Origin of the sequence: Pengzhenrongella sp. (genome assembly GCF_036565025.1) — a bacterium.
In the GTDB taxonomy this organism is placed as follows: domain Bacteria; phylum Actinomycetota; class Actinomycetes; order Actinomycetales; family Cellulomonadaceae; genus Pengzhenrongella.
In genome coordinates this window covers 1-11,500 of record NZ_DATCNW010000013.1, presented here as the reverse complement: position 1 = coordinate 11,500, position 11,500 = coordinate 1, and the positions used below count along the sequence as shown (strand labels likewise).

Sequence of the window (11,500 nt, the reverse complement as noted above, 5' to 3'; positions counted from 1 at the left end):
CGTCGGGCCCTTCTGGATGAGCTACCCGGTCGCGAGCCGGCCGGTCGTGATGTACCGGCCGAACCGCTGACGTCCGAGCGTTGACGTCCTATAGGACGTCAACGCTCGGACGTTAGCGACTACAAGTCAGCGACTTCACACTAGCGACTACGAGTTCGCGACTACGCGCTTGGGGGAGGCGCGAGGTCAGGCGACCTCGGCCTCTTCCTCGAGGAGGTTCCGGGTCTTGTTCTGGTCGACGAGGATCCCGGGGCCGTTGGTCGTGGCCATGGTCGCCTTCGAGATGTAGCGGCCCTTGGACGCCGACGGCTTGAGCCGCAGCACCTCATCGAGCGCCGCCGCGTAGTTCTCGACGAGCTGCACGTCGGTGAAGGAGACCTTCCCGATGATGAAGTGCAGGTTCGAGTGCTTGTCGACGCGGAACTCGATCTTTCCGCCCTTGATCTCGTTGACGGCCTTCGCGACATCCATCGTCACCGTGCCGGTCTTCGGGTTCGGCATGAGCCCGCGCGGACCCAGCACCTTTCCGAGACGGCCGACCTTGCCCATGAGGTCGGGCGTCGCCACGGCGGAGTCGAAGTCGGTGAACCCGGCCGCGACCTTCTCGATCAGCTCGTCGCCACCGACGATGTCGGCGCCGGCCGCGCGTGCCTGCTCGGCACGCTCACCCGTGGCGAAGACCAGGACCCGAGCGGTCTTGCCGGTGCCGTGCGGCAGGTTGACGGTGCCGCGCACCATCTGGTCGGCCTTGCGCGGGTCGATCCCGAGGCGGAAGGCGACCTCGACGGTTGCGTCGAACTTCGCGACGGTGGTCGCCTGGGCCAGACGGACGGCCTCGAGCGGCGCGTACGCGTGGTCCTTCTCGATCTTCTCGGTTGCGGCCAGGTAGGCCTTGCTGCGCTTGGTCATCTGCTCTCTCCTTGCAGTCGTGGTCGTCGGGCCTGCGCGGCCCTGCCACCCGGAGCTGACGTCCAGCCCCGGTACTACGGGTGAATCGATGCTGCGGCCCGAGGCTCTGTGCCCGGGCGCGCGGCGGGTGCTACTGAGGTCAGGCCACGACCGTGATGCCCATGGAGCGGGCGGTGCCGGCGATGATCTTCTCGGCGGCGGCGAGGTCGTTGGCGTTGAGGTCCTCGAACTTGGTCGAGGCGATCTCGTGCACCTGCGCGGCCGTCAGGGTCGCGACCTTCACGGTATGCGGGGTCGGGGAGCCCTTGGCGACTCCGGCGGCCTTCTTGATGAGCTCGGCTGCCGGGGGCGTCTTGGTGATGAAGGTGAAGGAGCGGTCCTCGTAGATGGTGATCTCTACGGGGATGACGTTCCCGCGCTGCGACTCGGTCGCGGCGTTGTACGCCTTGCAGAACTCCATGATGTTGACGCCGTGCTGGCCCAGGGCGGGGCCGATGGGCGGTGCCGGCGTGGCGGCCCCAGCCTTGATCTGGAGCTTGATCAGGCCGGAGACCTTCTTCTTCGGGGGCATTATGTCGGGTCCTTGCTTCGGTGAATCAGTGGAGTGCGATCCCGGCGGCGTCGCGCGACGACGTCGGGTCGTGTCAGATCAGATCTTGGCGACCTGGCTGAACGACAGCTCGACCGGGGTCTCCCGGCCGAAGATCGAAACGAGCACCTTGAGCTTCTGGCTCTCGGCGTTGATCTCGGAGATCGTGGCGGGCAACGTGTCGAACGGCCCGTCCGTGACGGTGACGGACTCGCCGACCGTGAAGTCGACCTTGATCTCGCTCGCGGCCTTCGCGGCCGCGGCGGCCTGCGTCTTGGGCGCAAGGGTGGGTGCGAGCATCGAGAAGACCTCGTCGAGCGTGAGCGGCACCGGCTGGTGGGTGTGCCCGACGAAGCCGGTCACACCGGGCGTGTGCCGAACGGCGCCCCACGACTCGTCGGTGAGGTCCATCCGGACGAGCACGTACCCGGGGATCCGCACGCGCTTGACGATCTTGCGCTGCGCGTTCTTGATCTCCGTGACCTCTTCCATGGGGACCTCCACCTGGTGGATGTAGTCCTCCATGTTCAGGCTCTGGGTGCGGTTCTCCAGGTTGGCCTTCACGCGGTTCTCGTACCCGGCGTAGGAGTGCACGACGTACCACTCGCCCGGCTGGCGGCGAAGCTCGGTCTTGAACTCCTCGATCGGGTCGACCACGACCTCGACCTCGTCTTCGTCGGCGACGACCTCGTCGGTCGCCACCTCGTCCTCGTCGGCGTCGGCGACCTCGTCGGTCACGACCTCGTCCTCGTCGGCAGCCTCGACCTCGTCGGAAGCGTCCGCCGGCTCGACGTCGGCGGCGGGCGTCTCCTCGACGTCCGCCTCCTCGGTTGCCTCGACCGACGCGAGGGTGTCCTCGAGCTCCGCTTCGAGGGCGGGCGACTCCTGCGACTCCTGCGACACGTCCGGACCTGCTTTCTTAAAGACCATCACTCATGAAATAACCACGACTCTCGAGCACCGACGGGCGCCGGGCGGGAGCTTCTCACTCATGCTGAGAAGCTCGACGCACTACTTCCCGAACACCCACAACGTGAGCCGACCGATAACAAAGTCGATTCCCGTCACGAACGCCATCACGACAAGCACGAAGACCACGACGACGGTCGTGTAGGTCACCAGCTCCGAGCGCGTCGGCCGGACGACCTTCTTCAGCTCCGCGACGACCTGGCGCAGGAAGAGGGCGATCCGGTCGAACAACCCGCGCTTAGGGGCGTCCTTGACCGAACCGCTGCGGGCAGGCGTCGCCCGGTCGGCGGCCGCGCCGTCGGTGCCGGACGCCGCAGCGGAATCGCTCACAGTTGGTCCCTAGTCTCGTGATGTCGGTATCCGTGATGTCGCCTGTCGGACAACCCGGACCGACCTATAGAAGTCGACCCGGGCGCCACATGCGCAGGGCAGGCGAGACTCGAACTCGCAACCGCCGGTTTTGGAGACCGGTGCGCTACCAATTGCGCCACTGCCCTACGGCGATCGGTATCCTCCCGAACAGCGCGCCGAAGGGGATAAACCCCCCGCGGGCATCACCGATCATGGCGGACGTCAACCACCGACGGATCACTGTACGCGAGGACCCGGCAGGGGTCGAACCAGGCATGCCAAGATGGCCCGCGTGAACGTACCCCAGCAGACCCCGGTCCAGCCGTCCACCAAGCCCCGCGTCTCGGCCCGCCTCGCGGCGATCGCCGAGTCCGCGACGCTCGCGGTCGATGCCAAGGCCAAGGCGCTCAAGGCCGCCGGACGGCCGGTGATCGGATTCGGAGCCGGCGAGCCGGACTTCCCGACGCCGTCGTACATCGTGGACGCCGCCGTCGCGGCCGCGCCCGACCCGGTGAACCACCGCTACTCCCCCGCGGCCGGCCTGCCCGCGCTGCGCCAGGCGATCGCGACCAAGACCCTGCGGGACTCCGGCTACGAGGTGGCCCCCTCCTCGGTGCTCGTCACCAACGGCGGCAAGCAGGCCGTCTACCAGGCGTTCGCCGCGATCGTCGACCCGGGCGACGAGGTCCTGCTGCCGGCGCCGTACTGGACGACCTACCCCGAGGCGATCCGCCTCGCGGGCGGCGTACCGGTCGAGGTCTTCGCGGGCGTCGACCAGGGCTATCTGGTGACCGTCGACCAGCTCGAGGCGGCCCGCACCGAGCGCACCAAGGCGCTGCTGTTCTGCTCCCCCTCCAACCCGACCGGCGCGGTCTACTCCCCCGAGCAGACCGCCGCGATCGGGCGTTGGGCGCTCGAGCACGGGATCTGGGTCATCACGGACGAGATCTACGAGCACCTGACCTACGACGACGCCGTCTTCACCCCGATCGTGCGCGCTGTTCCCGAGCTCGCCGACACCACGATCGTGCTCAACGGCGTCGCGAAGACCTACGCGATGACCGGCTGGCGGGTCGGCTGGATGATCGCGCCGGCCGACGTCATCAAGGCGGCGACCAACCTCCAGTCGCACCTCACCTCGAACGTCGCGAACGTCTCGCAGCGCGCCGCCATCGCCGCCGTGAGCGGCGACCTCTCGGCCGTGCACGAGATGCGCACCGCCTTCGACCGGCGCCGGCGCACCATGGTCGAGATGCTCTCCGCGATCGACGGCGTGGTGTGCCCGATGCCGACCGGCGCCTTCTACGTCTACCCGAGCGTCGAGGGCGTCCTCGGCAAGACGATCCGCGGCGTCACCCCGACGACGTCGGCGGAGCTCGCGGCCCTGATCCTCGAGCAGGTCGAGGTCGCGGTCGTCCCCGGCGAGGCGTTCGGGCCGAGCGGGTACCTGCGGCTGTCGTACGCGCTGAGCGACGCGGACCTCGCCGAGGGCGTCGGCCGCATCCAGAAGCTGCTCGCCGAGGCCCGGTAGCGATCGCCGGTTCGACCCGTCGGCGCCCTAGCCGCACACGCCGCGAGGAGGCCCCGGATGGCTGCTCCGGATGGGGTCGCGCGGGGTGAAGTTGGCGGCGGGCGCCATCCGTGGCGTGACCCCGGCCCGCACCGACCCCTAATACTGGACCGGTGTCCCCTGTCCGCAGGCCCGTCGCGCTCGGTACCGTCGCCGTTCTGGTGCTCGGTGGGCTGAGTGCTGCCTACGGCAGCGCGGGCACCGACGGGGCCGACGTGCTCGGCGGGCCCGTGGTGCTCGCGGTGCGCCCGCAGCCCGCGCTGCGCGTCCTGCCGGTACGACTTCCGCCCGGGGCTGCACCGGCCGTGCCGGCACCGCTCTTGCCGGCACCTGCCGAGGCCCGGCCGGCCGTGGCGGCACCGGCGGTATTCGCGGGGACCGCGGCAGCGCCCGCGGTGCCGGTCTTCCGTGCCTCCCTCGCGCCGGGCGAGGCGGGCGCCAGGCCGACGGCGGTCGCCGTCCGGGAGGCCAAACCGCGGCACGTCAAGACGGTAAGACATTCCCGTGCCGGCCACCAGAGCATGACCGACGCCCACTCGGTCGCTGACCAGGTCATCAGCGCCGACGGCCCCGTCGTGGCCCCCGGTGCTCGGGCACTGTCCGGTGCGCAGCTCGAGATACTCACCGCCTTGATGGTCCAGGCTCCCGACGTCGAGGCGCAGGACACGGTCGAGCCTGCGGTCGCCGCACCCGTTCGCGCGTCCGCCACGGTCCCGATCGAGACCCGCCGACCCCGGGCGGACGACGCCCCGAAGCCCGTCGGTCCGGCGCGCACGGACGCCGCTCGCAGCACGCGGCTCGCGAACGGCAAGCACAGCTCGGGTGCCAGCTCCGCGGGCACGCGCAGCTCCGGCACGCACGGTTCAGGCACGCACAGCTCGAGCATGCACAGCCCGTCGACGCACGGCTCGGCCACGCACATCCCCGGCAGGCAGAGCTCGGGCAAGCTCGCCCCGGCTGGCGCGGTCCCCAGCTCCCACGGCCCGCGCGGCCGATGATCGACCGTCTCAGGCTGCGAGTCCTGCGCGTGGTGGCGCTGTCCCGCAGGCGCCTCAGCCGCATGACGGTACGGGCCCGGATGCTGACCGCCGTCCTCGCCCTGGCCGCCCTCGCGATGGCCATCGCGGGCGCGACCTCGACCTTCGTGCAGATCCAGCGGACCGACCTGCGCATCGACGACTCGCTCTCCCGCGCGGCCCAGGATCTGCGTGACTTCGCCGCGGCGGACCTCGACCCCGAGACCTCCAAGCCGTTCGAGTCCTTGGACCACCTGCTCTACCTCGCCGTCCAGCGCCGCGCTCCGGCCGCGCAGGAGGGGGTGGTGGCCCTGGCCGATGGCAACGAGGAGTGGCTCGCGGCGCCGACCGTGAGCCTTCGCCTCGAGAAGGACCCCGAGCTGATGTCCGTCCTGCGCCATCTGGACCCCGGCGCAACCCCGCACCTGCGCACCCTGCGCACGCAGGTGACCCAGTACCGCTTCGTCGCGCTGCCGGTGAGCGTGTCCGGTGACAACTCCCATGGGTTCTTCGTGGTCGCCGTCGACCGGGCGGCGGAGCATCGCGCGCTGATGGTCTCCTTCCGCAGCTACGCGGTGGTCGCGCTCGGGTCGCTCGTGGTCATCGGCGCCGTCGGCTGGCTCGTCGTGGGCGGGCTGCTCAGACCCGTGCGTCTGCTGCGGGACACCGCACGGCACATCACCGAGACCGACCTCTCCGAGCGGATCCCGGTCACGGGACGCGACGACCTGTCCGACCTGGCGCACACCGTGAACGCGATGCTCGACCGCCTCGAGCTCGCGTTCGGCTCACAGCGGCGCCTGCTGGACGACGTCGGGCACGAGCTGCGCACGCCGCTGACCGTGGTACGCGGTCACCTGGAGCTCATGGACGCCGCGAACCACGCGGACGTGCAGGCGACCCGGGCGCTGGCGCTGGACGAGCTCGACCGGATGCACCGCCTGGTGGACGATCTGGTCACGCTCGCCACCGTGGACAGGCCGGACTTCGTCCGCCCCGCCCCCACCGACCTGGGCCGGCTGACCGACGACGTGCTCGACAAGGCGAGGCCGCTCGGCGACCGCCGCTGGCAGGTCGAGGCCCGAGCGGACGCCATCGTCGTCCTGGACGCCCAGCGGATCACCCAGGCGTGGCTCCAGCTCATCTCGAACGCGGTCACCTACGCCCCGCAGGGCGCCAGGATCCGGATCGGCAGCGCGGTCCGCGGCGATCGGGCCCTGATCTGGGTGCACGACGACGGGCCCGGGGTCGCCGCGCAGGACCTCGACCTGATCTTCGACCGGTTCGCCCGCGGTGACGGCGCCCGGGGCACCGATGGTGCGGGCCTCGGCCTGCCGATCGTTGCCGCGATCGCGAACGCCCACCACGGCACGGTCCGGCTCGCACGTGCGGGCGGTGAGCAGCCCGACGGCGGCCCGATCGACACGCGTGGCGACCAGTGGGGCCCGTTGCGCGGGGCCCGCTTCGTCATCGATCTGCCCTCGCATCAGGTTGCGGACCCCGACGAGTTCGCCGACGAGTTGGACTTGCGCGACGCACGCGAGGACGCTGCCGACAAGAGCGGCGAGCCGAACACAGAGGAGCTGGTGGACCAGTGACACAGATCCTGATCGCGGAGGACGAGGCGAGGATCGCCGCGTTCGTCGCCAAGGGTTTGCAGGCGCACGGGATGACGACGACCGTCGTCCCGAGCGCGCGCGAGGCCTACGACCATGCCCTGAGCGGGACGGTCGATCTCCTGCTGCTCGACCTGGGGCTCGAGGACGGCGACGGCGGCGACATGCTGCGCAACCTGCGGGCCACCGGGAGCACGGTGCCGGTGATCATCCTGACTGCCCGGAACTCGGTGTCGGACACGGTCGCCGGGCTCGAGAGCGGCGCCGACGACTACATGTCCAAGCCGTTTCGGTTCGAGGAGCTGCTCGCGCGCATCCGGCTACGGCTGCGGACGCCGGCTGCCGCCGGGGAGCAGTCGACGCTCACCCACGGCCGGCTGACGCTCGACCTGCTCACCCGCCGGATCCGGGTCGGGCCGCGCGAGGTCGAGCTGTCCGCACGGGAGTTCTCGCTGGCCGAGGCCTTCATGCGTCACCCGGGCCACGTGCTGAGCCGCGAGCAGCTGCTCTCGCAGGTGTGGGGGTACGACTTCGACCCCGGGTCCAACGTGGTGGACGTCTATGTCCGGTACCTGCGCCGCAAGATCGGCGCGGAGCACATCGCCACGCTGCGCGGGATGGGCTATCGCCTCGTCGAAGTTCCCTGAGCTCTCGAAGTTCCCTGAGGTCGCCGGGCCGTCACACGGTGACAGCCGGCCGCACGGGGGTCGTGCCCGCCGCGCGGCCGGGTCGCACACATGCGAAGACCCCGGGCAGGGGCCGGGGGTCTTCGCACCAGGACCACTCTCGTGGCCCAGGTCTGTGGAGGGGTGGTCAGCGGTGCCCGCCGCCGTGCCCGTGGCCGCCGCTGTTTCCGCCGCGCTGGCCGCTGCCGTAGTGGTGACCGGCGTTCTGCGTCCGGTGCGAGTTGGCGTGCTCGAAACCGTTCGCCCAGCCGGCACTTTCCGTCTCGGCGGGGTCGTTCGCCTCGGCGGGGTCGTCGACCTTGCCGTCGTGGTTGCAGTCCTTGCCGGGGACCTTGACCGGATCGGTGGCCGGTTCGGTCTTGACAGGCTCGGTCTCGACGGGCTCGGCCCTGACAGGCTCGGTCTCGACCGGTTCGGCGACCGGCTTCGCGACCGGCGTAGCGACGACCGGCACGGTGGTCGGTTTGGCCGGGGTGGCGTCGGCCGGCGTCGTCGTCGGGTCGGCCGTAGACGCGGCGGAGAGCGAGGTGGCCTGCGCCGACTCGATCGGCGCGGTGACGGTTGCGAAGGCAGCCGTCGCACCGAGCGCGACCACGCCGACGGCACTGGCGAGAATCCAGGAGGCCTTGGTCTGCATGCGCAGCTACCCCTCTCATCGGACCGCGCGGATGCGGCCCTCCGTGGCGATGACAGACCACAACCTGCCGCGCCGAGGTGAGAGGCCCAGGAGAGCGCAGTGAGACTGCTCTCACCGCTGACCAGGCAGAATGGCCCACATGCGCGACCTGAACCTGCTACCGAAGGCCCACCTGCACCTGCATTTCACGGGCTCGATGCGCGTCGCGACGCTCGCCGAGCTCGCGCAGGCGGCCGGGGTCAGGTTGCCCCGGGTGCTGCTCGCGGGCGATCCAGTGCGGCTGCCGGCCGACGAGCGCGGCTGGTTCCGCTTCCAGCGCCTGTACGACGCCGCCCGGGCCTGCGTGCGGTCCGAGGCCGCGATGCGCCGGATCGTCGCGGAGGCCGCGACCGACGACGCGGCGGAGGGTTCGGGCCGGCTCGAGATCCAGGTCGACCCGACCTCCTACGCGCCGTTCGTCGGCGGGGTCACCCCCGCCCTCGAGATCGTGCTGGACGCCGCCCGCGCGACGAGCGCGAGCACCGGCGTCGAGGTCGCCGTCATCGTGGCGTCGTCCCGGATCCGGCACCCGTTCGAAGCGCGCACGTTGGCCCGGCTCGCCGCGCGGTACGCCGGGGAGGGGCCCGGCGAGGTGGTCGGATTCGGCCTGAGCAACGACGAGCGGCGCGGCGACACCGCCGAGTTCGGCCCGGCGTTCGCGATCGCGCGGCGTGCCGGCCTCGCCTCGGTGCCGCACGGCGGAGAGCTGCTCGGGTCGGCGCACGTCGCGGACGTCCTGGACCACCTGGACCCGGACCGGCTCGGCCACGGCGTTCGGTCGGCGGAGGACCCGCGGGTGCTCGACCGGGTCGTGGCCGCCGGCGTCGCGCTCGAGGTCTGCCCGGCGTCGAACGTCTCGCTCGGCGTGTACGCCGACGCCGGCCTGGTCCCGCTGCGCACCCTGGTCGACGCGGGAGCGACGATCTCGCTCGGGGCGGACGACCCGTTGCTGTTCGGGAGCAGGCTCGCTGCCCAGTACCAGCTGGCCCGCGACGTGCATGGCTTCTCCGACGACGAGCTCGCCGACCTGGCCCGCGGCTCGATCCGCGCCTCCCGAGCCCAGCCCGCGACGAAGACCCGCCTCCTAGCGGGAGTTTCCTGGCTATTTTTGGGTGTGGTGCGTTCTTGCTGGTCAGGGGCGCGTGGGTCGCGGTTTGGTGTATGACCTAAGTTCGGGGCGACCACCTGGTCAGGTCGAAGATCTCGGTGAGCTGGTCTTGGGTTTCGTTGGTCTCGGTGAGCATCCGGCGGGATTTGGGGCGGCCGCCGGTCGAGGGGTAGATCAGGACGGTCTCCTCGATGGCGCCGAGCTGGTCGAGGAGTTCTCGCACGGAGAGGTGCAGTCCGGCCTGTTCAACCTCGCGGCGCATGAGGTGGGCGAGTTGCAGTGCCAGGACGCAAGTGAAGGTGTGGACGCGGATGTTGTGCTCGGTCCAGTGGTGCATCGGGGAGAACGAGACGACGTGGGGGTCCTTGAGCTGGCGGAAGCTGAACTCGGCCTCGGACTGGGACCGGTAGGCGGCGACTACGTCGGCGATCGACCAGTCCTCGCGGTTGGTGATCAGGACCCGTTTGCCGAAGACCTCTTCTTCCAGGGCGTCGCGGGCTGCGGTGTCCACGACGATGGTGAGGCGGTGGGCGGCCGGGGTGTCGCCGGTCAGGGTGGTGTGCAGGACCCGGCGTAGCCAGGGGTCGTGGGTGATCGTGTCGATCTCGGCGGTGACCTTGGGGGCGGGTCGGCGGGTCTTGCCGCGGGCCAGGGTGTCGGCCAGGGTGTCGAGCTGCCGGACGGCTTTGGCGAGGGTCTGGTCGAACCCGGCGGACTGGGCGGTGTGCAGGGTCGGTGAGTGGGTCAGGATCACTCGCCGGTCGGCGCCGTAGACGGTGCGGCGGGTCTCCAGCGCGCTCAGGCCCGCGAACCGGTCGACGTCCACGACCTGGCGGTCGCCGGCAGGCAGGGCGAGCAGGTCGGCCACGTCCGAGGGCGGGACGGATCCCACGAACGCCAGGTGCTGATCGGTCAGGTGGTCGAAGTTCGCGACCGAGTTCTGCCCGGCGTCGAAGACGACCGTCACGTCCCCGGGGGCGGGGGCGCCGACCTGGGTGGCCAGGGCGGTGTGCCGGGCGTGGAGCAGGTCGATCATGGTCTGGAACTGGGTCACGTCGGGCCGGTTGCCGGGGTAGGCATGCGCGACCAGCGGGACCCCGCCGTCGCGGGTGACGACCAGGCCCAGGCCGACCAGGCGCAGGTCAGAGCGTTTCTGCTTGGCCTTGCCGCGTTGGGCGATGGGTGCCTTGTCGTTGCCGGAGTCGATGTACGTCGCGAAGTTCGTCATGTCCAGCGCCAACGAGCTGATGTCCAGGTCGTAGGTCTTGATCATCGCCAACGCGAGCCGGTGCTCGATCTCGGCCAGCTGCTTCACGGTGATCGTGTGCATCGCGTCCCAGAACCGGCGATGGTCGAGCGCGCCGGTCGGGACCCGCGTGAACCGGACGCCCGCGGTGGTCTTCCACCAGTCCGCGAATGCCAGCTTCGAACATGGCGCGACCACCCGGTTCAGCGCGGCCAGCGCCAGGTACGTGCCGATCGACGCGCTCGCGTCGGCGCGCCGGGGTCCGACCACCGAGTCGATGACCCCGATCACGTCCAACCGCTCGAGCAACCCCCACGTCGCCGCGACCCCGCCGAAGCCCAGGTGCCGGGTCCGCTCGGGGAGCGCCGCGCCCTCGTGGGCATCCAGCAGCGCCTCGATGTCGGCCCCCGAGCCCAGGTAGCGCTCCGAGACCATCTTCGGCTTGCCGTCCACCCGCGCCATCTCGCGCAGGTACCAGTACGGCTTCCCGCTGATCACCTTCTTGTACAGACTCGCCATACTTTAGGTCATACAAGATCGACGCCCAAAAGTCCACTCGCCACGCCGAGAAACCCCAGGTCAACCCGAACAAGCCCGTCCGCGTCGCGCCATCAGGACCGCGATAGCCAGGAAGGTCCCGCTAGGGCCGCGCGAGGACCTCTCCGTGGAGGAGGCTGAACCAGCCGTCCTCCTCGCCGACCCAGGACCGGAACGCGTCCGAGATCGCCTGCAGCTCGGGCGCGGTAGCCATCCCGGAGTCGAGC

Annotated in this window: 11 protein-coding genes and 1 tRNA gene; 5 read left to right on the top strand and 7 right to left on the bottom strand. The window is 70.5% G+C overall.

The genetic code is table 11. The annotated features are described in order from the left end of the window. Window positions 1-186 precede the first annotated feature (186 nt). The 5 genes from rplA to VIM26_RS00635 form a co-directional block, all read right to left on the bottom strand. On the bottom strand, window positions 187-909 hold the full coding sequence (gene rplA / locus VIM26_RS00655) for a 50S ribosomal protein L1 (RefSeq protein ID WP_331948377.1): 723 nt from the start codon (window positions 907-909) through the stop codon (window positions 187-189). A 139-nt stretch (window positions 910-1,048) separates the two neighbouring features. Then, the gene (gene rplK, locus VIM26_RS00650) at window positions 1,049-1,480 is read right to left on the bottom strand and encodes a 50S ribosomal protein L11 (protein ID WP_331948376.1); all 432 of its coding nucleotides are present in this window, start codon (window positions 1,478-1,480) and stop codon (window positions 1,049-1,051) included. 78 nt (window positions 1,481-1,558) lie between these two features. Beyond that, on the bottom strand, window positions 1,559-2,401 hold the full coding sequence (nusG, locus tag VIM26_RS00645) for a transcription termination/antitermination protein NusG (RefSeq protein ID WP_331948375.1): 843 nt from the start codon (window positions 2,399-2,401) through the stop codon (window positions 1,559-1,561). A 108-nt stretch (window positions 2,402-2,509) separates the two neighbouring features. After that, entirely contained in the window at window positions 2,510-2,797 is a 288-nt protein-coding gene (gene secE, locus VIM26_RS00640) for a preprotein translocase subunit SecE (RefSeq protein ID WP_331948374.1), read from the bottom strand. Between the two features lie 94 nt (window positions 2,798-2,891). Continuing rightward, window positions 2,892-2,964, bottom strand: a tRNA-Trp gene (locus VIM26_RS00635). Between the two features lie 146 nt (window positions 2,965-3,110). Between VIM26_RS00635 and VIM26_RS00630 the strand changes: the two genes are divergently transcribed. The 4 genes from VIM26_RS00630 (at window position 3,111) to VIM26_RS00615 (ending at window position 7,667) form a co-directional block, all read left to right on the top strand. After that, window positions 3,111-4,349, top strand: coding sequence for a pyridoxal phosphate-dependent aminotransferase (locus VIM26_RS00630; protein WP_331948373.1), 1,239 nt, complete (start codon window positions 3,111-3,113; stop codon window positions 4,347-4,349). 152 nt (window positions 4,350-4,501) lie between these two features. Next, window positions 4,502-5,386, top strand: coding sequence for a hypothetical protein (locus VIM26_RS00625; protein ID WP_331948372.1), 885 nt, complete (start codon window positions 4,502-4,504; stop codon window positions 5,384-5,386). Between the two features lie 62 nt (window positions 5,387-5,448). Next, on the top strand, window positions 5,449-7,002 hold the full coding sequence (locus tag VIM26_RS00620; protein ID WP_331948371.1) for a sensor histidine kinase: 1,554 nt from the start codon (window positions 5,449-5,451) through the stop codon (window positions 7,000-7,002). After that, a complete protein-coding gene (locus VIM26_RS00615) occupies window positions 6,999-7,667 on the top strand; it encodes a response regulator transcription factor (protein WP_331948370.1) in 669 nt (222 codons plus the stop codon). Before VIM26_RS00620 ends, VIM26_RS00615 begins: the two co-directional genes overlap by 4 nt. A 166-nt stretch (window positions 7,668-7,833) precedes the next feature. Here the strand turns inward: VIM26_RS00615 and VIM26_RS00610 are convergent, their stop codons facing one another. Then, window positions 7,834-8,343: a hypothetical protein gene (locus tag VIM26_RS00610; protein ID WP_331948369.1), complete on the bottom strand. Its 510-nt coding sequence runs from the start codon at window positions 8,341-8,343 to the stop codon at window positions 7,834-7,836. Between the two features lie 139 nt (window positions 8,344-8,482). Here VIM26_RS00610 and VIM26_RS00605 point away from each other — a divergent pair, with 139 nt between their 5' ends. Continuing rightward, on the top strand, window positions 8,483-9,547 hold the full coding sequence (locus VIM26_RS00605; protein WP_331948368.1) for an adenosine deaminase: 1,065 nt from the start codon (window positions 8,483-8,485) through the stop codon (window positions 9,545-9,547). Between the two features lies 1 nt (window position 9,548). Here the strand turns inward: VIM26_RS00605 and VIM26_RS00600 are convergent, their stop codons facing one another. Continuing rightward, a complete protein-coding gene (locus VIM26_RS00600) occupies window positions 9,549-11,255 on the bottom strand; it encodes an IS1634 family transposase (RefSeq protein WP_331948367.1) in 1,707 nt (568 codons plus the stop codon). Window positions 11,256-11,500 lie beyond the last annotated feature (245 nt).